The following is a 22,930-nucleotide window of genomic DNA, read 5'->3' as shown; positions in this document are numbered from 1 at the left end:
GGTCATGCTGCTGCTCCTTCCAGAGCCGGGGCGTTCGCGCGGGAACGGAGCCACCAGTCGCGCATCCCCCACAGGACGAGGACGAGGTAGATGACGTACACGAGGCCGGAGAAGGCGAGCCCGCTGCTGAAGGCGAGCGGTACGCCGACGATGTCCACGAGCAGCCAGGCGAACCAGAACTCGACCAGCCCGCGGGCCTGGGCGACCATCGCGGCGAGCGTACCGACGAAGATGTAGGCGTCGGGCCAGGGGTTCCAGGACAGGTCCGGGACGGCGGCGAAGAGGCCGCCGACGGCGAGGGTGCCCAGCGCCGTACCGCCGAGCAGCAGCCCGCGCTCGCGCCAGGTGGCGAACCGTACGGCGATCGAGCCGTCCTGCGCCCGCCGCCTGCCGCGCTGCCACTGCCGCCAGCCCCACAACGCCACACCGATGACCAGCAGTTGCTTGCCGACACCGCCGCTGAGGTGGGCGGAGGCATACGCGCCGACGAGGATGACGCCGGACAGGAACTGGGCGGGCCAGGTCCAGATCGAGCGCCGCCAGCCGAGCGCGAGGGCGGCCAGCCCGATGGTGTTGCCGATCATGTCGGACCACAGGATGTGCTGGCCGAAGGCCGTGAAGGCCTCGCCGTTCAGCCAGGACAGAGCGTTCACCGGTCCGACTCCTCGTTTCGCGCCGTGCCGGGCCCCTCGGTCCGCGCCGTGCCGGTCTCCCCGGTCCGCGCCGTGCCGCCGCCGAGCAGCCGCTCGACGTACTTCGCGAGGACGTCGACTTCGAGGTTGACCGGGTCGCCGGGTCCCTTGATGCCGAGCGTGGTCAGGGCGAGGGTGGTGGGGATGAGGCTGATGGTGAAGTAGTCGGGCCCGGCGTCGACGACCGTGAGGCTGACGCCGTCGACGGTGATCGAGCCCTTCTCGACGACATAGCGCGACAGGCCGGCGGGGAGCGCGATCCTGACCAGCTCCCAGTGCTCGGACGGGGTGCGCTCGACGACGGTGCCGGTGCCGTCCACATGGCCCTGGACGATATGTCCGCCGAGCCGGCCGCCGACGGCCACGGGCCGCTCCAGGTTGACCCGGGAGCCGGTCGCCAGCGCGCCGAGGCTGGAGCGGTTCAGCGTCTCGGCCATCACATCGGCGGTGAACTCACCGTCCGCGAAGTCCACGACCGTGAGACAGACACCGTTGACGGCGATCGAGTCGCCGTGCTTGGCGTTCTCGGTGACGACGGGTCCGCGGAGGCGGAAGCGGGAGGAGTCACCGAGGTTCTCGATGGCGGTGACCTCACCCAGTTCTTCGACGATTCCGGTGAACACTCAACGCTCCTTCGTGGTGGGGACATTCATGGCGGGCGCGGGCGCCGGTCCGGGTCCGTTTCCGGGCTGGGGCTCGGGCTGGGGCCGGGGCTCGGGGACCGCGGTGATCCGCAGGTCGGGTCCGATCCGTACGGTCTCCGTCATCCGGAGTCGCAACGCCTCGCCGATGGTGCTGATTCCGGCATCGCCGAGTGCCGTACGGCCGGCGCCGAGCAGAGCGGGGGCGAGATAGCCGACCACCTTGTCGACGGCTCCCGCGGCGACGAAGGAGCCGGCCAGGGCCGGGCCGCCTTCGAGGAGTACGGAGCGGACGCCGCGCGCGTGCAGGGCGGCCAGCAGGGCGGGGATGTCCAGACCGCGTCCGGCCCGCGGCAGCCGTACGACCTCGGGCAGTTCCCCCGCGTCGGCGTCCTCGGCGATCGCGATCAGGGTGGGCGCCGCGCCGTCGAGCACCCGGGCGCCGGGCTTCACGGCGGTCGCGTCGGTGTCGACGACGACCCGCAGCGGCTGGACGGCGCCCTCGATGCCGCGTACGGCGAGATGCGGATCGTCGGCGCGCGCGGTGCCCGAGCCGACCACGACCGCGTCGGCCTCGGCGCGCAGCCGGTGGACATCCGCGCGCGCCTCGGCCGAGGTGATCCAGCGGCTGGTGGAGTCGGCGGCGGCGATGCGGCCGTCGAGCGTGGCCGCGTACTTCCACAGGACGTGGGGGCGGCCGCGGCGTACGGAGGTGAGCCAGGCCGCGTTGCCCGCCTCGGCCTCCTCGCCGAGGAGCCCGCCGGTGACGGTGACTCCGGCCGCGCGCAGGGTGTCGGCGCCGCCCGCCGCCCACGGGTTCGGGTCGGCGACGGCGTAGCTCACATGGGCGATACCGGCGTCGATGAGCGCCTGGGCGCAGGGTCCGGTACGGCCGGTGTGGGCGCAGGGTTCGAGGGTGACGTACGCCGTGCCGCCGCGGGCGCGTTCACCGGCCGCGCGCAGAGCGTGGATCTCGGCGTGCGGGCCGCCCGCGCGCCGGTGGAAGCCCTCGCCTGCGAGGCGTCCCGAGGCGTCGAGGATCACGCAGCCGACGACGGGGTTGGGGCTGGTGGAACCGAGTCCGCGTGCGGCGAGCGCGATGGCGCGACGCATGGCGTCGGCGTCACCCACGACGTCGGTTTCCGTGGCCACCGGGTCCTCCTGCCTCTTCGGGCACGGACTCCGGGGCCTGTCGATGACGACAGAGAAGCGGGAACGCACAGGGGGACGCCGAGGCCGAAGATCCGGCTCGTCCGGGGACGAACCGCCGACGGCGGCGTACCTGTGAGGGCCCGCCGCGCACTGCCTCCCATCCGGACTTTCACCGTCGGTCCAGGAATCTCACCTGGTCAACCGGCCGCTGGATGCGGACGGGTCGCGGACTATAACCGCCGGTTCGGAATTGCACCGACCCCGGAGTGCGCTGCTTCTGGTACCCGACCAGTGTGCCACGGCCGGTCGTGGGCCAGTCGGGCGAGGGTTGTGGGCTGACTCACAGGTCCGGTCCGTGAGACGCGCGCGCCGGTCGTCGCGAGACGCGCCGGTCGCGGCAAGACGCGCGTGGCTGTGAACAAGACGCCTCGGCCGTTCACGCGCGGCGGGATCGAATCTCAGCCATTCACGTGCTGGGGGGCGAACAGTTCGTCCTGCGCCGCGTCCCGCGCGGTGAGCAGGGCGCCGCGCAGCACGGCCGCGCCGCCGAGCGCCCCGGCTCTGACCTCCGTACGCAGCGGTGACATCGCGGCCAGCCGGTCCTCGACCCGGGCCGCCAGCGCCTCGCCGCCCGCGTGGCCCGCCTCGCCGGCCAGCACGATCCGGCCGGGGTCGAGTACGGCGCTCACGGCCGCCGCGCCGAGGGCGAGCCGTTCGGCGAGGTCGTCGAGAAACGCCGCCGCGGACCGCGCCTCCTCCGCCGGGGCGTCCCCCCCGACGGCTCGCACCGCCGCGCGTACCAGCGCCGCGGACGGCGGTTCCTGTGGCGCGGGGACGGCCACGATGCCGTACCGCCCGGCGAGTTCGGCGACGCCCGCCGAGCCCGCCAGGGTGTGGAATCCGCCGTCGCAGGCGATCGCCGAGGGCAGCCGCGAGGTGCCGGGCACGGGCAGGAAGCCGATCTCGCCCGCTCCCCCGGAGGCGCCCCTGCGGAGCTTGCCGTCGAGCACGACGGCCGCGCCCACCCCATGGCCGAGCCAGAGCAGGACGAAGGTGTCCTGGCCACGGGCCGCGCCGAGGCGCTGTTCCGCGAGCGCGGCGAGATTGGTCTCGTTCTCGACCAGGACGGTGGCGGGCAGCCGCTCCTGGAGCGCGGCGACGAGCCTGCGGTGCCAGGCGGGCAGTCCGCTGGTGTCGCGGAGTTCGCCGGTGACCGGGTCGACCAGGCCCGGGGCTCCGATGCCCACGCTGTGCAGGGGTACGGGGCCGGCCTTCCCGGCCGTACGCTCCAGCAGGGCCACGGCCCGTTCGACGGCGGCTTCCGTGGCGGTGTCGCTGCCGATGGGCAGGACCGCCTCGGCGAGGGTCTCGCCGAGCAGATCGGCGACCACGACGGAGACGCTGTGGGTCCGTACGTCGAGGGCCGCGAGATGGGCGCGGTCCGCGACGATCCCGTACAGCCGCGCGTTCGGGCCGCGGCGCCGGTCGCCCGTCTCGCCGACCACCCTGACCAGTCCGGAGTCCTGGAGCCGCTCCACCAGATCGGCGACGGTGGGCCGGGAGAGCCCGGTCAGCGTCTTCAGCTGTCCCGCCGTCAACGGGCCTTCCTGCTGGAGCAGTCGCAGGGCGAGCCGGTCGTTGATGGCTCTCGCGGTGCTCGGGGAGGCGGCCATGCCGGAATCCTTCCAGATCGCCGGGGCGGCCCCGGGGCCTGTCCGGTGGACAGCCCCCAGCGCGCCCAGCTCATTAATGACCTATTTATCAGGCAGGGTTCCTGATAATTTACTCCGGCACCGACGACGGTGCGCCACCGGGTGCGTCGGGCAGGGGCACCTCACAGGGGAGGTACAGGCACTGATGTCGGCCGAAGTGGTCTACGACACCCAGCGGTTGCGGCGGGCCAGGTTCGCCGTCGCCGCCGTCTTCTGCGTACACGGAGCCGTCACCGGCAGCTTCGCGACCCGTATCCCGTGGATCCAGGACCACGCGGGGATCAGCGCGGGACAGCTCGGGCTCGCGCTCGCCTTTCCCGCGATCGGCGCCTCCGTCGCGATGCCGCTGGCGAGCGGGATAAGCCACCGCTTCGGCTCGCGCAACGCGCTGCGCGTCCTGCTCGCCCTCTGGACGCTCGCGCTGACCCTGCCGTCCCTGGCGCCGAATCTCATCACGCTGTGCGCGGCCCTGTTCGTGTACGGCGCCGCGTCGGGCCTGTCGGACGTGGTGATGAACGCCCTCGGGGTGGAGGTCGAGAACCGGCTCGACAAGTCGATCATGTCGAGTCTGCACGGCATGTGGAGCACGGGTGCGCTGATCGGCTCCGCCGCCGGCACCCTCGCGGCCCATCTGGGCAGTGACGCCAGGCTGCATCATCTGCTCGCCGCCACCGTGCTCACGGTGCTGGGCCTGCTGGCCTGCCAGGCCGTACTCGACCTGCGCAGCGCGCCCGAGGAGGACCCGCCGCCGCGCTTCGCGCTGCCGCCGAAGTCCGCGCTGCTGATCGGCGCGATCGGGTTCTGCGCGGTCTTCGCGGAGGGCGCGAGCCTCGACTGGTCGGCGGTCTACCTCCGGGACGTGCTGGACACCTCACCGGGCGTCGCGGCGGCGTCGACCACGGCCTTCGCGCTCACCATGGCGGTGGCGCGGCTCGCGGGCGACCGGGTGATCGACCGGTTCGGCGCGGTACGGACCGTACGGACGGGCGGCGCGCTGGCCGTGGCCGGCGGCCTCCTGGTGGTTCTCGCGCCGCGACCGATGGTCGCCATGGGCGGGTTCGCGTTCCTCGGGCTCGGTGTGGCGGTGGTCGTACCGCTCGCCTTCGCGGCGGCGGGCCGCGCGGGGCCCAACCCGAGCCAGGCCATCGCGGGTGTCGCGACCATCACCTACACCTCGGGCCTGATCGCGCCCTCGGCGATCGGCGCGGTCGCGGACGCGACCTCGCTCGTGGTCTCGTTCGGCCTGGTGACGCTGCTCGCCTGCGGGCTGATGGTGGGCGCGGGTGTGCTCCGCACGGGCGACCGCCGCACCGTGGCGACCGCCGCCGACCCCACCACCAAGCCCGCGCCGGCCGCGGCGCCTGAGGCGTAGGCCCCGGGTACCCCTCCGCACGGGTGCCCGGGTCCTTCCGTCTCAGCCCGCTATGGAGTCCAGTTGCTCAGCGGCGGGCCGCAGCGCCCAGAGGTCGCCGAGGGGCGGAGTCTCCAGGAGCGGGACCGCGGCGCGGGCCCGGCGGTTGCCCGCGTCGGCCGCCGCGTGGACGATGTCGCTCGCCGCGAAGCGCTTGAACTCCAGCTCGGGGTACGGCCAGGGGGCGGCGCCGGTCGCGGCCGGCAGCAGATACTCGACGGCCTTGTGCAGGCTCTGCCCCTGCGGCCCTTCGTACGCCCAGAGGTCCACGCCGACCTTTTCCCCGATGGCCGCGAGGCGCGTGTAGGCGACCAGATCGAACGTCGAGTAGTGCCAGCTGCGCGTACGCGTCAGTTCCTGGGGCTGGCTGCCGTCGCCCGCGATCTGCGGGTCGATGCGCTTCGTGCGGGCGTCGAGGACGATCTGCCGCGCGAGCCCCCGGTCGCCGGTGGCGAGCGCGAGACCGGCGACCTGCATGTCCATGAACGTGCCGTGGTTGTTCTTGGCGGCCGACTCCTCCTTGCCGAAGGGCGAGCTGACCAGCCAGCTCAGGAACTCCTTGTTCCAGGCGCGCATCCCCGCGCGGTCGCCGCTGGTCCACCCCGGGGCTCCGGTGCCGAGGATCGCGAGGGCGTCGATGACGCTGGTGTACTGCTGTGAGAAGTCGATGACGCCGATGGCACGGCCGTCGTATTTGCAGGGGATGAACTGCCCGTGGTTGAGGTTCGGGTTCATCCGGGTCGCGGGGTCGACGAACCAGGTGCGCAGGATCCGCGCCGCGTGCTCCGCGTACCGCTTCTCGCCCGTGTAGTACCAGGCCAGGCTGAGCGTGGTGGTGGAGTTGAAGACCTTGCCGATGTCGGGGCGGTCGGTGCCGGTGTCGACCTCGGGGTTCCGCTCGCCGTCACGCTGGACGTACGGGCAGCCCCAGGGGTTGGCGTCGGTCTTCGGCTGGGACGGCCACCAGTACGGGGCCTGGCTGAGGTAGTCGTGCGGGTCACCGCTGGGGGCGGGCCTCGGCTTGTCGGTGACGGTCCAGGGGCCCTGGCCGAGCCATGAGTCCGCCTGCGCGGTCAGGGACTTGACCGTCGCGCGCAGGGCGGGGTCACCGCGGTCGAGGGCGATACGGGCCTGCCGCATCCGCTTGCCGTCGATCACCACGGTCTCCGGGGCCACGGGATCCGTAGGGTGCCGGCCGGAGGGCTGGGACGCGAGAGGGGAGGCGGCGACGGCGGCCGCCGGGACGAGGACGGCGGCGACGGCGGACATGACGGCGAGCATGACGGACGGACGCCGTCGGATGGATCCGCTCACTTGGACACTCCAATCATGTACGTGAACAACATTCACGAACGAGGCCGTGCGAGCGTAGAGGCGACCGGTATCACTGACAATGATCTGCGCACGATTCATGCATGGAGACGACCGGCGCCGGATACCCGACCAGGCACCCCTCCCCCGTACGGCGGCGCGCCGCGCACCGGCTCCCGGCGGCCGGAACCGTACCGTAGGGAGCTCCAAAGGTTGAGCGCTCAACAAGGCAGTGCTCTACCGTAGTTGTCCCACCGTCCGCACAGAGGAGTGCCACATGCCGGTCAGGCTCGGTCTCGGTCTTCCCCAGATGAAGCAGTACGACCTCGGTCGTGATGTGCCCGCCGTGGCGCGCGCCGCGGAGGAGGCCGGATACGAGAGTCTCTGGGTCTTCGAGCGCGTCCTCTTCCCCGAGCCCGCCACGCAGGGGCTGTACGGCGTACCGGGGCTGCCCTGGCCCGACCAGTACCGCAGCGTCGCCGACCCGCTGATCACCCTCACGCTGGCCGCCGCCGCCACCGAGCGGGCCCGGCTCGGCACGAGCGTCCTGGTCGCACCCCTGCACGTACCGTTCCAGCTGGCCCGCTCGCTCGCCTCGCTCGATGTCGCGAGCGGCGGCCGGGTGATCGCCGGCCTCGGCACGGGCTGGTCGCTCGACGAGTACGCCGCCGCCTCCGTCGCCCCGTTCGAGAAGCGCGGCGCGGTCCTGGACGAGGTGCTCGACGTCTGCGCGGCCGTCTGGGGCCCGGACCCGGTCTCGTACGAGGGCGAGCTGACCACCATCGCGCCGTCCGAGGTCGGCCCCAAGCCGGTCCGTCCCATCCCGGTCTTCCTGCCCGCGAACAGCCCGCGCGCCTCCCGGCGTCTGGTGGACCGGGCGGACGGCTGGGTGCCCGTGGCCATGGGCGCGGCGCAGCTGACCGAGCAGTGGCGGAAGGTGCGGGAGCTGGCCGCCGAACGCGGCAGGGAGCGTCCGCTCGACGCCTGCGCCCGTGCCAACGCCTCCTACAGCGCCAAGCCGTTCGAGGGTGAGGGCCGACAGCCCTTCCAGGGCAGTGTGGCGCAGATCGTCGAGGACCTGGCGGCGCACGCGGAGTCGGGGGTGCCGGAGATCATGCTGGACCTCCAGAGCACGACGCGTGACGCGGCGGAGCTGACCGACGTGGCGGCCGAGGTGTACGCGGAGGCGCGCGCGGCGGGCGTCTGACGGACCCGCCGCGGACACCGTACGAGACCCGCCGCGGGCGCCGTACGGAGACCTCGCCGCGGCCCGCCGTACGGAGATCCCGCCGCGGGCGCCGTACGGAGACCGGCCGGCGTCCGGCGGAGACCGCGGCAGCGGCGGTGACGTGGCCCGTTCCCCCTTCCCGGAGCGGGCCACGTCACCGTCAGTCCTCGGGCAGCTCGACCGGCGCCAGCTCGTCGTACAGATCACCGGGCCCCGGGTTCGTGGCGTCCGCGGCACCCCCGAAGTGGTTCATCACCCCCCACACCGCGTTGAGCGCGGTCTGAACGGCACCCTCCGCCCAGCCCGCGGTCCACGAGATGTCGTCGCCCGCCAGGAAGATCCCCCGCTTGTCGGCGGGCAGCCGGTCCTGCATGAAGTGGGTGAACAGCCGTCGCTGGTAGCGGTAGTGCCCCGGCAGATTGGCCTTGAACGCGCCCATGAAGTACGGCTCGTTCTCCCAGGAGACGGTCACGGGGCTGCCGATGAGGTGCTTGCGGATGTCCACCCTGGGATAGATCTCGCGCAGCGAGTTCAGCATGACCTCCATCCGCTCCTCGGCGGAGAGCGGCAGCCACTTGAGACTGTCGTCGCACCAGGTGTACGAGAGACAGATGACGGCGGGCCGGTCGGGCCCGTTGTCCAGCAGATACGTGCCCCGGGTCATCCGGTCGGTGAGCGTCATGGACATCGTGTCGCGCCCGGTCGGCACGCCCCGGTCGTCCACGGCCGGATCCAGCCAGAACGGCCGGTCGACCGGCACGAACAGCTTGGACGACTCCATGTAGTGGGTGCGCTCCATCGCCGTCCAGTGGTCGATCGGGAAGAGCGAGTCGTCGCAGGCGATCTTGGAGAGCAGCAGCCAGGACTGCGCGGTGAAGACGGCGGCGCGGTAGGTACGGATCCGGCCGGAGGCGTCCGTGACGGTGATCCGGTTGCCCGAGGTGCGGTGCAGCCGGGTCACGGCCGGCAGCGGCGCGCCCTCGTGCAGGGACGACAGCGAGGTCCCGGCCGGCCAGTACGTGATCTTCCGTGGCTCGTCCTCCCACAGCCGCAGCGGCAACTGCTGGCTGCCGCCGACGAGGGAGTGGTGGTGGTCGTCGGCCTCGGTGTAGACGACCCGCAGGATCTCCAGGATCGAGTTGGGGAAGTCCGTGTCCCAGCCGCCGGTGCCGAAGCCCACCTGTCCGAAGATCTCCCGGTGACGGAAGGACGCGAAAGCCGGGGAGTCGCAGAGAAACCCGTAGAAGGTCTGGTCGTCGAGCTTCTCGACCAGCCGCGCCCAGATCTCCCGGATCCGCGGCACATCGCGCTCGCGCAGGGCGCGGTTCATGCCGGAGAAGTCCGCGCCCTCCTCCAGACAGGTGGTCCAGGCGTCCATCACCTCGCGGTAGACCGGCGGCAGATCGTCCACGGTCTTCGCGTAGTGGGACTCGCCCTTGAGATCGACCACGGTCGACGGGGTGCCAGGCGCCAGCGGATTGGGGAACGGCCGGGTCTCCAGACCCACCAGGTCGATGTAGTGCCGCAGCGCCGTGGAGGAGGGCGGGAAGCGCATCGCGCCCATCTCGGCGGTCAGTCCGGGGTCGCAGCCCTCGAAGCCGACCGTACGCAGCCGCCCGCCGATCCGGTCGGCCTCGTACACGACGGGCTTGAGGCCCATCTTCATCAGCTCGTACGCGGCGACGATGCCGGAGAGCCCGCCGCCGATGACGGCTACCTCGGCGCCGTGCTCGGTCGCGGGGATCTGGCCGAGCCCGGCGGGGTGCGCCAGGTAGTCGTCGTACGCGTAGGGGAAGTCCGGTCCGAACATGGTGATCGGCGGCTGTACGGCGGCTGGCTGCGCGTCGGTGGGCTGGACGGCGGTGGGCACCGTGGACGTCATGGGGTACGGACTCCTTGCGGGGTACGGCGGGTACGGGGTACGGCCGGTACGAGGACGGGCTTGGGCGGGCGAGGGCAGGCGAGAGCGGCACGGGTCGGCGCGGGGAAGGCCGGCTCGGCTCGGCGCGGATCGGCGCGGGTCGGCTCAGTGGAGGTCGGCGGCGGTCGTCAGCGGGGGCCGGCTCCGACGAGCGAGGTGTACAGCTCGGGATGGCGGTCCCGCAGATACGGATTGGCCGCGCGCGAGGCGGTCAGCAGCTCGCCGTCCGCCTCTCCGAGCACCAGTTCCTCGCTCCGCCCCGCGCGCGCCCGGACAGTCCCGTCGGGGCCGGCGAGACAGCTCAGCCCGACGAACTCGAACTCGCCCTCCTGGCCCGCCCTGTTCACATACGCCACATACATCTGGTTCTCGAAGGCCCGGACCGGCACGACGGAATCGGCGACGAACCGGAACGGATGCATCAGGGCGGTGGGCACCAGCAGCAGATCGGTACCGGCCAGGGCGTGCGACCGTATGTTCTCGGGGAACTCGACGTCGTAACAGATCATGATCCCGATGCGCAGCCCGGCCAGCTCGGCCTGGACGACGGGCCGCTCCCCCGGGGTGAACCACTCGCGCTCGTAACCGCCGAAGAGATGGGTCTTGCGGTAGTTGGCGAGCCGCGTGCCCTCGGCTCCGATCAGCTGCGCGGCGTTGTAGATCCGCTCACGGCCGCGCTGACGGTCGCGCGCGCCGTCCCGCTCGCCATCGCGCTCGCCATCGCGTTCGGGGTAGCCGTACAGCACCGCGAGTCCATGGCGTACGGCGATCTCGGCGACGGCCGCGGCCCCCGGGCCGTCCGCCGGCTCCGCCAGCCGGGGCACCTGGTCGCCGAGGGCGTAGCCGGTCAGGAACATCTCGGGACAGACCAGCAGCCCGGCGCCCGCGGCGGCGGCACGGGCCGCCGCCTCGTCGAGCACCTTGAGGTTCCCGGCGACCGAACCGGGTCGGCCGGAGCTCTGGAGCAGGGCGGTGCGCAGCGGCGGCATGGCTGACCTCGGGCGGTGCGAAGGGACGCGGGGGTGATGGCATTGACGCTACGGTCCGGCCGCCGCCCCGGACAAGACGCGACCGTTGCGCGCCGACCATCGATCCATTGCGTGTGCTACGGGGCTCTCGGCGATTCGTTGCGCCCGACGCGCCGCGCTCAGCGGTGGGCGCCGCTCCCGGTCTGTTCGAGCCCCGAGTAGCGCCTCAGCAGCGGGGACAGCACGAGCACGGACTTCGTGCGCTCCACGTACGGCTCGCCCGCGATGCGTTCGAGCACCTGCTCGAAGTGGCGCATGTCGGCGGCGAAGACCTGGACGATCGCGTCCGCCTCCCCGGTGACGGTGGAGGCGGACACCACCTCCGGAAGCCGTTCCAGGCCCCGTTGGATGGCCTCGGGCGAGGTCTTGCGACGGCAGTAGATCTCGATGAACCCCTCGGTCTCCCAGCCGAGCGCCGCGGGGTCCACCCGCACGGTGAAGCCGGTGATCGCGCCCTCGGCGCGCAGCCGGTCGACGCGCCGCTTCACCGCGGGCGCGGACAGACCGACGAGGGAGCCGATGTCGGCGTAGGAGCGGCGGGCGTCCGCGGCGAGGGCATGGACGATGCGTTCGTCGAGATCGTTGAGTCGCACGGCTGGTGGTTCACTTCTCTGCGGTGTCCGGAGGTGCGGCGGAGGCCGTCACCGAAGTAGAACACGGTCCGCGGGACCCGGTGAGGTGCGGCCGCCGGGGCGGGCTCACAATGAGGCCGATGCCGGTGAAAGACCGACAACGGGGTAGATGAGGCAGTGATGAGCAACGAGCCGCATGTGGTGGTCGTGGACTCGCCGTACCGGGACAGCGCGGCGGCCCGCGGCGCCGCCGCCGAATTCCTCCAGCAGCACTGTCCGTGGGCCGATCTGGACGCGGTGCTGCTCGTCGTCTCGGAACTCGTCACGAACGCCGTCCGGCACACCCCGGGGTGGTGGCGGCTCCATCTCACCGCGGAGGACGAGACGTTGACGGTGGAGATGGACGACTCCAGCCCCGAGCCGCCGGTCGCCCGCGCGCCCGACTTCGCCGGGGGCGGCGGGTTCGGCTGGCATATGGTGCTGAGGCTCGCGGGCCATGTCGAGGTCCGGCCGCTGCCGGAGGGCAAGCGTGTCCAGGCGGTCTGGCGGCGGCCGTCGGTCTCCGCTCCCGCCCCCGCCCCTGCCCCCGCTCCTGTCTGACCGGGCACGACAGCCGACGACAGTGGACGTACGCGGAGCAGACGGGACGTAAGAGACCTACAAGGGCGTACGGGAGCCGGACGTACGAGGGGGCGCTCCCCGCTGCGGAGCGCCCCCTCGTACCTCGCCTACGACTCGTACGTCGCCTGAGAGTCGTACGTCGCCTGCGTGCGACCGGCTCACTCCACCGCCAGCAGACCCGCCCTCAGCCGCCCCGTGATCCGCGACAGCAGCCGGGACACATGCATCTGGGAGACGCCCAGTTCGGCGCCGATCTCGGACTGGGTCATCTCGTCGCCGAAGCGCATGCGCAGGATGCGCCGCTCCCGCTCGTCGAGCTCCTCGATGAGCGGCTTGAGCGCCTGGACGTTCTCCGCCGCCTCCATCCCGGCGTCGGGTGCGCCGATCCGGTCCGAGAGCGGAGCCGGGGAGCCCGACGCGTCGTCGGTCGGCATGTCGATCGAACCGGCGGTGTAGCCGTTGCTCGCGACGACGCCCTCGATGACCTCGTCCTCCTCCAGGCCGAGGTGCTCGGCCAGTTCGGGGGTGGTGGGCGCGCGGTCGAGCCGCTGGGACAGTTCGTCCGTCGCCTTGGCCAGATCGATCCGCAGCTCCTGGAGGCGGCGCGGTACGTGCACGGCCCAGCTGGTGTCACGGAAGAACCGCTTGATCTCACCGACGATGTACGGCACGGCGAAGGTCGCGAACTCCACCTCACGGCTGAGTTCGAAGCGGTCGATCGCCTTGATCAGGCCGATGGTGCCGACCTGGACGATGTCCTCCATCTGGTCCGCGCGATTACGGAACCGGGTGGCCGCGTAGCGGACGAGGGCCAGGTTCAGCTCGATCAGGGTGTTGCGTACGTACTGGTATTCGTGTGTGCCTTCTTCCAGCTCCACCAGCCGGGCGAAGAAGAGTTTCGAGATCTCCCGCGCGTCCTTGGGTGCCACTTCCGCCGGGCACTCCACGTAGGGAAGTTCCAGCTCCGCCGCCTCCGCGCGCTGCTGGACTCCGTATTGCGTGCTTTCGGTCGGGACCGTGCTCACCGTGGACACTTTGTCCTCCCCTGCTCCGTGGTCAGTGCACAGCGCGTGTACCCGCTCTCAGCGCACTCATGCGTGCCGGATTCAGATCAGTACATCTGGGGTCGGGACAGCCTGGTCGGGGAGTACCGCGTCCGGCCGCCGCGCGGGACGACGGCCGGACGGCGAGCCGGCCGGAACCGGACCGGAACCGGACCGGGCTCCTAGCTCCAACTGGCGTGCAGCGGCTTGCCCTCGGCGTAGCCGGCGGCGCTCTGGACGCCGACGATCGCCTTCCGCGCGAACTCCTCCAGCGAGTCGGCGCCCGCGTAGGTGCACGAGGAGCGCACCCCCGCGATGATCGAGTCGATCAGGTCCTCCACCCCGGGGCGGGACGGGTCGAGGAACATCCGCGAGGTGGAGATGCCCTCCTCGAACAGCGCCTTGCGCGCCCGGTCGTACGCCGACTCCTCGCTCGTACGGTTGCGTACGGCGCGGGCGGAGGCCATGCCGAAGGACTCCTTGTAGAGGCGTCCGTCGGCGGCCTGCTGAAGGTCGCCCGGCGACTCGTACGTACCGGCGAACCAGGAACCGATCATCACGTTCGAGGCGCCGGCGGCGAGCGCCATGGCGACATCGCGCGGGTGCCTGACCCCGCCGTCGGCCCAGACGTGCTTGCCGAATTTCTTCGCCTCCGCCGCGCACTCCATGACGGCGGAGAACTGGGGCCGGCCCACACCGGTCATCATGCGGGTGGTGCACATGGCGCCCGGCCCGACACCGACCTTGATGATGTCCGCGCCGGCCTCGATCAGATCCCGTACGCCCTCGGCGGCGACGATATTGCCCGCGACGACCGGCACCTTCGGGTCCAGCGCGCGGACGGCCCTGATCGCGGCGAGCATCGACTCCTGGTGGCCGTGCGCCGTATCGACGACGAGCGTGTCGACACCCGCGTCGAGCAACTGCGCCGCCTTGCCCGCGACGTCGCCGTTGACGCCGACGGCGGCGGCGATCCGCAGCCTGCCCTCGGCGTCGGTCGCGGGCGTGTAGAGGGTCGCGCGCAGGGCGCCCTTGCGGGTGAGGACACCGGCCAGCCTGCCCTCGGCGTCGATGGCGGGGGCGATCTTGCGGTTGGCGTTGTCGAGGGTGTTGAAGGCCTCGCGGGGGTCCATGTCCGCGGAGACCAGCAGCAGGTCCTTCGACATCACCTCCGACAGCTGGGTGAAGCGGTCGACTCCGGTCAGGTCGTGATCGGTGACGACACCGACGGGCCTGCCCTCGGCGTCGACCACGACCCCCGCGCCGTGCGCCCTCTTGGGCAGCAGGGACAGGGCGTCGCCCACGGTCTGGAGGGGGGCGAGCACGATCGGGGTGTCGAGGACGAGATGGCGCGTCTTGACCCATGAGATGACGTCGGTGACGACCTCTATCGGGATGTCCTGCGGGATGACGACGAGACCGCCGCGCCGGGCGACGGTCTCGGCCATCCTGCGGCCCGCGATCGCGGTCATGTTCGCCACGACGAGAGGGATGGTGGTGCCGGTGCCGTCCGGGGCGGAGAGATCCACCGCCTGGCGGGAACCCACGGCCGAACGGCTCGGCACCATGAACACGTCGTCATACGTGAGGTCGTACGGCGGCTGCAGGTCATTGAGAAAACGCACGTGCAGAACATCCCAGTCGATCGGAGTTGGCCCCGGTCGGTGGAGCCGGGGAAAACGCACGTACTTGATTGTCCCATGCCGCACCGGATACCTGGCCGGGGAGGAACGTCCAGCTCAGACGGGGTGCCCTCGTACGATGGCCCAAAGGACCCCGACGCCGGACGGTGTCCCACCGGACACCGTCCGGAAGGTCAGGTCTCGTCCGGGTCGACCCGCTCCAGCGCGGGCCGCGGGCCCGGACTGAACTCCGTCAGCAGGAAGTCCGCCGCGGCCGTGTCCGTGACCAGGCTGGTGACCAGTCCGGAACGGAGGACGGCCCCGATCGCCTCCGCCTTGCGCAGCCCGCCCGCGATCGCCACGACCTCCGGGATGCGGCGCAGCCGGTCGGCCTCGACCGTGATGCAGCGCTCGCCCAGATCACGGCCGACCCGTCTGCCCTCCGCGTCGAAGAGATGCGCGGACATCTCGGCGGCGACGCCGAGCGAGGCGTAGTGGGTCCGCTCCTCCTCGGTGATCATGTCGTGCACCGTGGAGATGCCAGGCTCCCAGGAGCCGATGGAGACGGCGGCGACGGTCACCTTGTCGAAGTACTCGAAGGCGCGCGCGATACCGGTCTGGCTGCGCAGCGCGGCCGCGGTCGCCGGGTCGGGGAGGAGCATCGGCGCGTAGATGGGGTGCGCCTCTCCCCCGGACACCTGGGCGGCCCGCCGTACGGCCTCGACCGAGCCGCGCTCGGCGGTGCCCGCGTCGTACACGCCCGTGAGCTGGACGACCGTGCAGGGCGGCAGCCGGTCGAGCGCGGCGGCCATGTGGATGGTGGACCGGCCCCAGGCCAGGCCCAGCACATCGCCCTCGACCACCAGCTCACCGAGCAGATCGGCGGCGACCTCCCCGAGGTTCTCCGGGTCGGGCGACTCGTCCTCGGCCTCCGTGGGCGACTCGACGACCACCGCGTGCCGCAGTCCGTAGCGGGCGCGCAGCGCGTCGGAGCGCTCGGCGTCCAGTTCGGACGGGACGCGGATCTCGATCCTGACGAGGTCGCGCTCCAGCGCGGTCTCCAGGACCCGGGCCACCTTGAAGCGGCTGACGCCGAACTCCTCGGCGATCTGGATCTTGGACTTGCCCTCCAGGTAGAAACGGCGGGCCATGGCCGCCGCCTGCACCAGTTCCGCGGGTCCCATCCGCAGGGCTGGCCGACCCGCCGACATACCAGACACCGCGATCTCCTCACTGCTGTTCACACTCTGGACTCGCTGTTCATCCTGTCAGATCCAGCGATCCTTGATCAGCCCCGAAGGGCTCCGTTCATGTTCCCGTGGCGCACTGGTCCACCCGAGCCCCGCCCGCTCACGCGGAGGGTCAGTGACCGCACGTCCATGAGGCGGCGGCGGTGGCCTCGGTGGCCTGGTTGCGGAGCATCCGGACCGCCGCGGCCGGATCGTCCGTGCCGTACACCGCGGAGCCCGCGACGAAGACGTCGGCGCCCGCCTCGGCGCAGCGTTCGATGGTGGTGGCCGAGACCCCGCCGTCGACCTGGAGCCAGAGTTCAAGACCGTGCTTGGAGATCAGCTCACGGGTACGGCGGATCTTGGGCAGCATGATGTCCAGGAACGCCTGGCCGCCGAAGCCCGGCTCCACCGTCATGATCAGCAGCATGTCCAGCTCGGGCAGCAGGTCCTCGTACGGCTCGATGGCCGTCGCGGGCTTGAGCGCCATGGACGCTCTGGCGCCCTTGGCACGGATCTCGCGGGCCAGTCGTACGGGGGCGGCGGCCGCCTCCACGTGGAAGGTCACCGATCCGGCGCCGGCCTCGACGTACTGCGGGGCCCAGCGGTCGGGCTCCTCGATCATCAGATGGCAGTCCAGCGGGGTGTCCGTCGCCCGTCCGAGCGCTTCGACCACCGGCACGCCCAGGGTCAGATTGGGCACGAAGTGGTTGTCCATGACATCGACATGAAGCCAGTCGGCGCCTTCCACCGCCTTCGCCTCATCGGCGAGCCGGGAGAAGTCGGCGGACAGGATGCTGGGGTTGATCTGAGCCATGTGCCAAGCCTGCCATGTCCGGGACCACTTCCGGACCGCCCGGGGGACCTCGGTACGGACCAATGCGCCGCGACGCGGTACGGGAACGGCACAGTCCGCGCAATCCACGCTTCTCGCCCGGCCTCGCCCGCCTTGACTCTCCCACGGAGGGAGACCCCACGGTGGCACCATGCACCGCGAACCCGTACCGGCCCCGGCGCCGGATCTCGCACCGGCACCCGCACCGGAACCCGCACTGCTCACCATCGGCGCGGTGGCCGAGCGCACCGGTCTCCCGGTGAAACTCGTCCGCCACTGGTCGGATCTCGGCATCGCGCCGCCCGCCGACCGCACCGAGGCCGGCTACCGCCGGTACGGCCCCGAGGCGGTGGCCCGCCTCGATCTGGCGCGTACGCTCCGGGACCTCGGTCTCGGCCTGTCCACGATCCGGGACGTACTCGACCGTGAACGGGACCTGCCCGAGGTCGCGGCGGTGCATGCCGACGCCCTGGAGGCCCGGATCCGCACGCTGCGGCTGCGGCAGGCCGTGCTCCGGTCGGTCGCCCGGCACGGTGCGGACGCGGCGGAGCTCACCGCCCTCGACGAACTGGTGCGGATGTCCGCCGCCGAACGCGAGGCGATCGTCCGCGCGTTCGTGGCGGAGGCGCTCGGGGACGCCGGGACCTCGGCCTTCGGCCGGGGCCTGCTGGCGGCGATGCCCGAGCTGCCCGCCGACCCCACCGCCGAACAGGTCGACGCCTGGTGCGAGCTGAGCGCTCTCGTACGGGATCCGGCCCTGGCCGCGGCGCTGCGGCGGATGGCCGAGTACGCGGCCCGGCACGCCCCGGCCGACGCTTCCACGGCGCGCCCTTCCACGGCACACGCCGCTTCCGTGGGGCACGCTCCCACGGCCGAGGACGGGGGCGGGGACGGGGACGGGGGTGAGGCCCCGGACGGGGGCCGGGCCGGGGCGGCCGAGCGGCTGACCGACGCCTGGGTACGGCGGGTGTCCGCGGCGATGGACGGCGGCCTGGCCCCGGACTCGCCCGCGGCGGACGCGGTGGTGACGGCTGTCGTGGCGGAGTGGCTCCCCCTCCAGAGCGGCACGCCCGGCGCACCGGACGGCGATGGACCCGCGGCGCGTGCCCGGCTGCTGGATCAGCTGGAGATGGCCGCCGACGCCCGCGTCGAGCGGTACTGGCAGCTGGTCTGCGTGATCAACGGCCGGCCCGTGCGGCCGAGCCTGGCCCCGGCCGGCGCCTGGCTGATGACGGCCCTCAGGACCAATCCGACGCCCGGCGCCCGCGCCACGGCGCTCGAAGCGCTCTACGACGGGGACGCCGCCTCCGACGGACCGCAGGCGCCCGGGACCGGCATCGTGGACGCCTTGGCCTCGGTACTGGCCGAGGTCGGGCGGCTGGTGACCGCCGTGGGGCCCGGCAGCTTCGGCGATCCGACCCCGTGCGCCGACTGGGACGTCCGCGCCCTGCTGGACCATCTGGTCTGGGAGAACCTGATCTGGGCCGGACTGGCCGAGGGCTCCCCGCCCACCGATCACGGGGCCGACCACCTGGGCGCGGACCCTCTCGCCGCGTTCCGCGCCGCGGCGTCGGCGACGATGACCGCCTTCCGTCGCCCCGGCATGCTGGAGCGCCGTTACGGCCCGGCACCCGGCCGGAGGCTGGTCGAGCAGTTGCTGATCGAAATGCTGGCGCACGGCTGGGATCTGGCCATGGCCACAGGACAGCGGCCCGGCTTCGCCGAGGAGACCGTGGAGGCCGTCCTCCCCGCCGTACGGGAGATCTACGGCGCGCTGCCCAGGACTCCGGGTGGTTCGTTCGCGCCCGAAGTGCCGGTGCCGGACGGGTCGAGCGCGACGGACCGGCTGGCGGCCTTCCTCGGCAGACGGGTCGTACGGACGCCGTAGCCGCGCCGCCCCGGCCGGCCCCCAGCCGTCAGGCGAGCGGCGTCGGGCGAGCGGCATCAGGCCTCAGGCGTCAGGCGTCGGGCGTCCGGCGTCGGGCGTCCGGCGTCGGGTGCGGGTCCGCAATTGGAATGCCCTGTTCCGCTGTGACGACCTGCGTGTCACAGCCAGCCGTTGGCTTCCGCGAGCCGGGCCGCCTCGGCGCGCGTGCGGGCCTGCGTCTCGCCGATCGCCGACGACAGGTGGTTGCGCACGGTGCCCTGGGACAGCCGGAGCGCCCTGGCGATGTCGGCCACGGTGCCGCCCTCGGCGGCGGCGCGCAGCACGTCGGCCTCCGCCCGGTCAGCGGGCTCGCACCGGCGGCCAGCGCCTCCGCGGCGAGGGCCGGATCCACGAAGCGCAGGCCGGCGTGGACGCGGCGGATCGCGTCAACCAGTTGTTCGGGCGGGGAGTCCTTCACGACGTATCCGGCCGCGCCCGCGGACATCGCCCGCGCGAGATAGCCGGGCCGGCTGAAGGTCGTGCAGATGACGGTGCGGCGGCCGGGCAGCGCCCGCTGGAGGCCGGCGGCGACGGTCAGACCGTCCCGGCCGGGCATCTGTACGTCGAGCAGCGCGATGTCGGGCGAGGTCCGCCGCGCGGCGGCCAGCACCTCGCTGCCGGTGCCGACCTCGGCGACCACGTCGATGTCGGACTCAAGCCGGAGCACGGCCGCGAGAGCGCCGAGTACGAGTGCCTGGTCGTCGGCCAGCAGGACACGGACATGCCGGGTCGGCTTCCTGTGAGGTCGCGAGGTGGATCGCCGGGGCGGGCCCGCGGGCGAGGACCCGGAACCCACCGCCGGGGGCAGACCCGTGTTCGAGGGTGCCCGACACCGCGGCCAGCCGTTCGGTGAGGCCGGTGAGCCCGTTCCCGGCGCACGCCCCGCCGCTGTAACCGCCGTTGTCGGTGACCTCGACCCAGTCGGGCCCGATGCGGACGGTGCGCAGTTCGGCGTCGGAGTGCCGCAGCACGTTGGTGACCGCCTCCCGTACGACGTAGCCGAACATCTCGCGCAGTCCGGGGCGCACGGCGTCGGTCGCGGCGGGCAGACCGGCCCGTACTCCGGCGGCACGCAGCGCCATGCGGGCGCCGGCGAGCTCGCTGTCCAGCGACAGGGTGCGGTAGTCCGAGATGGTGGCGCGCACGTCGGACAGCGCCGTGCGCGCCATGTTCTCAAGCTCGGTGACCTGGCCGACGGCGAGGGGCACGTCCCCGGTGGACTGCGGAACGCGCCGCGTCAGACCCAGTTTGACGGTCATCGTGGAGAGGGTGTGGCCGAGGATGTCGTGCATGTCCCGGGCGACCCGCTCCCGTTCCTGGTTCACGGCCAGCCTCTTGACCTGCTCGCGCGCGGCCCGCAGATGACCGGTCGTGAAGCTGAGCGCGAAGACGGTGCCGAGTGCCGCGGTCACGCCGACGAGGATGGCCACCTGCGCCCAGGCCACCTCGCCCTGGGCGGGACACGTCCAGAGGATCTGCCCCAGCACCGTGGCGAGGCCGAGCAGCAGCGCGTGGCGCAGCGGCAGCAGCATGAGTCCGATCGCGAGGGCGTAGGTCAGATCGGTCAGGTAGGACGGCGACGCGAGAAGCACGGCCGGTGCCGCCCCCAGCAGGAACATCACGGCCACGATGGCGATGCGCCCCCGTCGCAGCGCCACCGGCCCGTACCAGGGCGCGCCAGCACGCAGCCGATGACGTAGCAGGCGACGAGGCCGATCGCGAGCGAGGTGAGCAGGGGAGGTCCGGTGCCGTGCGCGATGTCCTCGGCCCGTGCGATCGGGGTGAGGGAGGCCAGCGCGGTGGCGGTGGCGACGACCACGCGGCCCCGGCCGTAGGCCCTGGGGCCGTCCGGCCGGTCGCTGGCCGACGGCCCTCGCGACCTATCAGCGCACCGTCGCGGTCGACCGCGTCCGCCACCCGGTGTACGGCGCGTTCACGGCCAGCATCCGGCCGCGCGCCTTCTGGCCCGATCCCGCGGAGCCGAAGGTGAAGATCACCGATCGGGGACCGTCCGACGTGCTCATGGTGCAGAACCTCCGCGATCCGGCGACCCCGCTGTCCGGGGCGCTCCGGACGCGCCGGGCCCTCGGCGAACGGGCCCGGATGGTCACCATCGACCAGGGCGGCCACGTGGCCTACCTGTCCGGCTCGAACGCCTGCGGGAACAACGCCGTGAACGACTGCCTGGTCACCGGGAAGCGACCCGCGCACGGACCCGTACTGCCCCGCGCGGCCGGCCGCCCCGTAAGCCGGTCGCAGGACCTGCCGAGGAGCGCACACGGCCGAGGACCAGCCTCGCGAGAACCGCGTCAACCACGCGTCCGGGAACGATCGGGATCGCCGGAAAGACCGTCCGCGGAACCGGCTACGGGGCCATGCGCCTGGTCGGTCCCGGCGCCTGGGGGGGGAGCCGGCCGACCGTGACGCCTCGCTGCGACAGGCGAGGAGCCTGCCCCACCGCGTTGTCCCACGGTCCCCCGGGCCGGACGAGGACGGCGTCAGGCGGTACGCCGCAGCAGCGCCAGGTACATGGCGTCCGTCCCGTGCAGATGCGGCCACAGCTGGACGTCGGGACCGTCCCCCAGCGCCGGTACGCCCGGCATCAGCGGCCTGGCGTCGATCCACTCGGCCTCGACCGCCGGGCCGCCGCGCCCCTTGAGGACGTCCTCGACGACCGCCCTGGTCTCGGCGGGGTGCGGGGAGCACGTCGCGTAGCCCACGACGCCGCCGACCCGTACCGCGCTGAACGCCTCCCGCAGCAGACCGCGTTGGAGCGGCGCGAAACCCTCCAGGTCCTCCGGACGGCGCCGCCAGCGCGCCTCCGGCCTGCGCCGCAGGGCACCGAGGCCCGTGCACGGCACATCGACCAGGACCCGGTCGAAGGCACCGGGGACCCAGGGCGGCCGGGTGCCGTCGGCGGCGATCACCTGGTAGGGGCCGGGGTTCCCGGCCAGCGCGCGGGCCACGAGCCTGGCCCGGTGCGGCTGCTTCTCGGCGGCCAGCAGGGCGGCGCCGCGCCCGGCGGCCAGCGCGGCCAGCAGCGCCGCCTTGCCGCCGGGACCGGCGCACCCGTCGAGCCAGCGCGCGTCCGCCCCCTCCAGCGGCGCGTTGGCCAGGGCGATCGCGACCAGCTGACTGCCCTCGTCCTGGACGCCGGCCCGGCCCTCCCGTACGGCGTCGAGCGCGCCCGGTTCGCCGCCCTCGCTGAGCCGTACGGCATACGGCGACCACCGGCCGGGCAGTCCGGAGTCCTCGCCGAGCACATCGAGCAGTTCGCCGGCGGTCGAGCGGCCCGGCCGGGCCACCAGCGTCACCTCGGGCCGTTCGTTGTCGGCCTCCAGGAGATCCTCGATACCGGCGCGGCCACCGCCCAGCGCGTCCCAGAGCGCGGAGACCACCCAGCGGGGATGCGAGTGGACGACCGCGAGATGGTCCTCGGCGTCCTCCTCGTAGGGCGGCGCGACCCGCTGCAGCCAGGTGTCCAGATCGTCCCTGGAGATCTTGCGCAGTACGGCGTTGACGAACTTGGCGCGGCCGTCCCCGAGCACCACCCGCGCCAGCTCCACGCTCGCGGAGACGGCGGCATGCGTCGGGATCCGCGTCCCGAGCAGCTGGTGCGCCCCGAGGGCGAGCACATCGAGGACGGGCGGGTCGACCTCGCGCAGCGGCCGGTCGATGCACGCCGAGATGATCGCGTCGTATGTGCCCTGGCGTCGCAGCGTCCCGTACACCAGCTCGGTGGCCAGCGCCGCGTCCCGCGCCTCGAAGGCGCTGTTCTCGCGCGCCTTCTTGAGCAGCGGCGGCAGGACGAGGTTCGCGTAGGCGGCCCGCTCGTCGACCGCCCTGAGCGCCTCGAAGGCGAGGAGCCGCACAGGGTCCTTCTTGGGGCGGCGATACGGCTTGGTGGGGCGGCGAGGGGCCTGCTGGTTCAAAGGTGCTCCGCGGTGAGAAGAATTGATCCCTCCCAGCCTACGGGCTGTCCCGC

General features: G+C 72.6%; 21 protein-coding genes, 1 pseudogene and 1 riboswitch. Of the genes and pseudogenes, 5 read left to right on the top strand and 17 right to left on the bottom strand.

Annotated elements, in window-relative coordinates; all coding sequences use genetic code 11:
• Positions 1-2: 2 nt before the first annotated feature.
• The 4 genes from ACZ7LS_RS20625 to ACZ7LS_RS20610 form a co-directional block, all read right to left on the bottom strand.
• Positions 3-653 (bottom strand): nicotinamide mononucleotide transporter family protein, encoded by a 651-nt coding sequence (locus ACZ7LS_RS20625; protein ID WP_382875898.1) that lies wholly within the window; start codon positions 651-653, stop codon positions 3-5.
• Positions 650-1,315 carry a riboflavin synthase gene (locus ACZ7LS_RS20620; protein ID WP_382527545.1) on the bottom strand — a complete coding sequence of 222 codons (666 nt, stop codon included), beginning with the start codon at positions 1,313-1,315 and terminating at the stop codon, positions 650-652. The genes ACZ7LS_RS20625 and ACZ7LS_RS20620 overlap by 4 nt, the downstream gene beginning before the upstream one ends.
• Positions 1,316-2,446, bottom strand: coding sequence for a bifunctional diaminohydroxyphosphoribosylaminopyrimidine deaminase/5-amino-6-(5-phosphoribosylamino)uracil reductase RibD (gene ribD / locus ACZ7LS_RS20615; protein WP_385134950.1), 1,131 nt, complete (start codon positions 2,444-2,446; stop codon positions 1,316-1,318).
• A gap of 182 nt (positions 2,447-2,628) precedes the next feature.
• A riboswitch (FMN riboswitch) is annotated at positions 2,629-2,759 on the bottom strand.
• A gap of 184 nt (positions 2,760-2,943) precedes the next feature.
• Complete coding sequence (locus ACZ7LS_RS20610; RefSeq protein WP_382527542.1) at positions 2,944-4,158, bottom strand: ROK family transcriptional regulator; 1,215 nt, start codon at positions 4,156-4,158, stop codon at positions 2,944-2,946.
• Between the two features lie 184 nt (positions 4,159-4,342).
• Here ACZ7LS_RS20610 and ACZ7LS_RS20605 point away from each other — a divergent pair, with 184 nt between their 5' ends.
• A complete protein-coding gene (locus ACZ7LS_RS20605; protein WP_382527540.1) occupies positions 4,343-5,569 on the top strand; it encodes an MFS transporter in 1,227 nt (408 codons plus the stop codon).
• Between the two features lie 42 nt (positions 5,570-5,611).
• Here ACZ7LS_RS20605 and ACZ7LS_RS20600 read toward each other — a convergent pair whose 3' ends face one another.
• The gene (locus tag ACZ7LS_RS20600) at positions 5,612-6,889 is read right to left on the bottom strand and encodes an alginate lyase family protein (RefSeq protein ID WP_385134952.1); all 1,278 of its coding nucleotides are present in this window, start codon (positions 6,887-6,889) and stop codon (positions 5,612-5,614) included.
• Positions 6,890-7,196: 307 nt separating this feature from the next.
• Here ACZ7LS_RS20600 and ACZ7LS_RS20595 point away from each other — a divergent pair, with 307 nt between their 5' ends.
• Complete coding sequence (locus ACZ7LS_RS20595; protein WP_382527537.1) at positions 7,197-8,126, top strand: LLM class F420-dependent oxidoreductase; 930 nt, start codon at positions 7,197-7,199, stop codon at positions 8,124-8,126.
• Positions 8,127-8,307: 181 nt separating this feature from the next.
• Here the strand turns inward: ACZ7LS_RS20595 and ACZ7LS_RS20590 are convergent, their stop codons facing one another.
• The 3 genes from ACZ7LS_RS20590 to ACZ7LS_RS20580 all read right to left on the bottom strand — a co-directional run bounded on the left by ACZ7LS_RS20590 (position 8,308) and on the right by ACZ7LS_RS20580 (position 11,689).
• Entirely contained in the window at positions 8,308-10,029 is a 1,722-nt protein-coding gene (locus tag ACZ7LS_RS20590) for a flavin monoamine oxidase family protein (RefSeq protein WP_385134915.1), read from the bottom strand.
• Positions 10,030-10,196: 167 nt separating this feature from the next.
• Positions 10,197-11,057 carry a carbon-nitrogen hydrolase family protein gene (locus tag ACZ7LS_RS20585; protein ID WP_385134917.1) on the bottom strand — a complete coding sequence of 287 codons (861 nt, stop codon included), beginning with the start codon at positions 11,055-11,057 and terminating at the stop codon, positions 10,197-10,199.
• A gap of 158 nt (positions 11,058-11,215) precedes the next feature.
• The gene (locus tag ACZ7LS_RS20580; protein ID WP_129772767.1) at positions 11,216-11,689 is read right to left on the bottom strand and encodes an Lrp/AsnC family transcriptional regulator; all 474 of its coding nucleotides are present in this window, start codon (positions 11,687-11,689) and stop codon (positions 11,216-11,218) included.
• A 159-nt stretch (positions 11,690-11,848) separates the two neighbouring features.
• On the opposite strand from ACZ7LS_RS20580, the gene ACZ7LS_RS20575 reads away from it, so the two are divergent.
• Entirely contained in the window at positions 11,849-12,268 is a 420-nt protein-coding gene (locus tag ACZ7LS_RS20575) for an ATP-binding protein (protein WP_385134919.1), read from the top strand.
• Positions 12,269-12,447: 179 nt separating this feature from the next.
• On the opposite strand, the gene ACZ7LS_RS20570 is transcribed toward ACZ7LS_RS20575, so the two are convergent.
• The 4 genes from ACZ7LS_RS20570 to rpe all read right to left on the bottom strand — a co-directional run bounded on the left by ACZ7LS_RS20570 (position 12,448) and on the right by rpe (position 17,000).
• Complete coding sequence (locus tag ACZ7LS_RS20570) at positions 12,448-13,314, bottom strand: RNA polymerase sigma factor SigF (protein WP_382527523.1); 867 nt, start codon at positions 13,312-13,314, stop codon at positions 12,448-12,450.
• A 200-nt stretch (positions 13,315-13,514) separates the two neighbouring features.
• The gene (locus tag ACZ7LS_RS20565) at positions 13,515-14,963 is read right to left on the bottom strand and encodes a GuaB1 family IMP dehydrogenase-related protein (protein WP_382527592.1); all 1,449 of its coding nucleotides are present in this window, start codon (positions 14,961-14,963) and stop codon (positions 13,515-13,517) included.
• A 185-nt stretch (positions 14,964-15,148) separates the two neighbouring features.
• Positions 15,149-16,198 (bottom strand): sugar-binding transcriptional regulator, encoded by a 1,050-nt coding sequence (locus ACZ7LS_RS20560; RefSeq protein WP_356513836.1) that lies wholly within the window; start codon positions 16,196-16,198, stop codon positions 15,149-15,151.
• A 118-nt stretch (positions 16,199-16,316) separates the two neighbouring features.
• The gene (rpe, locus tag ACZ7LS_RS20555; RefSeq protein WP_382527521.1) at positions 16,317-17,000 is read right to left on the bottom strand and encodes a ribulose-phosphate 3-epimerase; all 684 of its coding nucleotides are present in this window, start codon (positions 16,998-17,000) and stop codon (positions 16,317-16,319) included.
• A 169-nt stretch (positions 17,001-17,169) separates the two neighbouring features.
• Between rpe and ACZ7LS_RS20550 the strand changes: the two genes are divergently transcribed.
• The gene (locus ACZ7LS_RS20550; RefSeq protein WP_385134921.1) at positions 17,170-18,906 is read left to right on the top strand and encodes a TIGR03086 family metal-binding protein; all 1,737 of its coding nucleotides are present in this window, start codon (positions 17,170-17,172) and stop codon (positions 18,904-18,906) included.
• Between the two features lie 158 nt (positions 18,907-19,064).
• On the opposite strand, the pseudogene ACZ7LS_RS20545 reads toward ACZ7LS_RS20550, so the two are convergent.
• From ACZ7LS_RS20545 to ACZ7LS_RS20530, 4 genes and pseudogenes are all read right to left on the bottom strand, one after another.
• Positions 19,065-19,657 (bottom strand): annotated as a pseudogene (locus ACZ7LS_RS20545) (response regulator transcription factor).
• Positions 19,599-20,603, bottom strand: coding sequence for a sensor histidine kinase (locus tag ACZ7LS_RS20540; protein ID WP_385134923.1), 1,005 nt, complete (start codon positions 20,601-20,603; stop codon positions 19,599-19,601). Before ACZ7LS_RS20540 ends, ACZ7LS_RS20545 begins: the two are co-directional and overlap by 59 nt.
• Entirely contained in the window at positions 20,564-20,764 is a 201-nt protein-coding gene (locus ACZ7LS_RS20535) for a hypothetical protein (protein WP_385134925.1), read from the bottom strand. The genes ACZ7LS_RS20540 and ACZ7LS_RS20535 overlap by 40 nt, the downstream gene beginning before the upstream one ends.
• A gap of 64 nt (positions 20,765-20,828) precedes the next feature.
• Positions 20,829-20,969, bottom strand: a complete 141-nt coding sequence (locus ACZ7LS_RS20530; RefSeq protein ID WP_385134955.1) for a hypothetical protein — start codon at positions 20,967-20,969, stop codon at positions 20,829-20,831.
• Here ACZ7LS_RS20530 and ACZ7LS_RS20525 point away from each other — a divergent pair.
• Positions 20,932-21,369 (top strand): alpha/beta hydrolase, encoded by a 438-nt coding sequence (locus tag ACZ7LS_RS20525; RefSeq protein WP_385371761.1) that lies wholly within the window; start codon positions 20,932-20,934, stop codon positions 21,367-21,369. The genes ACZ7LS_RS20530 and ACZ7LS_RS20525 overlap by 38 nt on opposite strands.
• 74 nt (positions 21,370-21,443) lie before the next feature.
• Here the strand turns inward: ACZ7LS_RS20525 and ACZ7LS_RS20520 are convergent, their stop codons facing one another.
• The gene (locus ACZ7LS_RS20520) at positions 21,444-22,877 is read right to left on the bottom strand and encodes an RsmB/NOP family class I SAM-dependent RNA methyltransferase (RefSeq protein WP_385134927.1); all 1,434 of its coding nucleotides are present in this window, start codon (positions 22,875-22,877) and stop codon (positions 21,444-21,446) included.
• Positions 22,878-22,930: the final 53 nt, after the last annotated feature.

The sequence above is a fragment of the Streptomyces sp. NPDC039430 genome (assembly GCF_055639435.1).
This window is presented reverse-complemented; position numbering and strand designations above follow the sequence as displayed.

What these genes read in the sequence shown, in the direction of transcription:
- ribD (WP_385134950.1), bottom strand. Translation starts at nt 2,446, where the DNA reads ATGCGTCGCGCCATCGCGCTCGCCGCACGCGGACTCGGTTCCACCAGC.
- ACZ7LS_RS20610 (WP_382527542.1), bottom strand. Translation starts at nt 4,158, where the DNA reads ATGGCCGCCTCCCCGAGCACCGCGAGAGCCATCAACGACCGGCTCGCC.
- ACZ7LS_RS20605 (WP_382527540.1), top strand. Translation starts at nt 4,343, where the DNA reads ATGTCGGCCGAAGTGGTCTACGACACCCAGCGGTTGCGGCGGGCCAGG.
- ACZ7LS_RS20600 (WP_385134952.1), bottom strand. Translation starts at nt 6,889, where the DNA reads ATGCTCGCCGTCATGTCCGCCGTCGCCGCCGTCCTCGTCCCGGCGGCC.
- ACZ7LS_RS20595 (WP_382527537.1), top strand. Translation starts at nt 7,197, where the DNA reads ATGCCGGTCAGGCTCGGTCTCGGTCTTCCCCAGATGAAGCAGTACGAC.
- ACZ7LS_RS20590 (WP_385134915.1), bottom strand. Translation starts at nt 10,029, where the DNA reads ATGACGTCCACGGTGCCCACCGCCGTCCAGCCCACCGACGCGCAGCCA.
- ACZ7LS_RS20585 (WP_385134917.1), bottom strand. Translation starts at nt 11,057, where the DNA reads ATGCCGCCGCTGCGCACCGCCCTGCTCCAGAGCTCCGGCCGACCCGGT.
- ACZ7LS_RS20575 (WP_385134919.1), top strand. Translation starts at nt 11,849, where the DNA reads ATGAGCAACGAGCCGCATGTGGTGGTCGTGGACTCGCCGTACCGGGAC.
- rpe (WP_382527521.1), bottom strand. Translation starts at nt 17,000, where the DNA reads ATGGCTCAGATCAACCCCAGCATCCTGTCCGCCGACTTCTCCCGGCTC.
- ACZ7LS_RS20550 (WP_385134921.1), top strand. Translation starts at nt 17,170, where the DNA reads ATGCACCGCGAACCCGTACCGGCCCCGGCGCCGGATCTCGCACCGGCA.
- ACZ7LS_RS20530 (WP_385134955.1), bottom strand. Translation starts at nt 20,969, where the DNA reads ATGAGCACGTCGGACGGTCCCCGATCGGTGATCTTCACCTTCGGCTCC.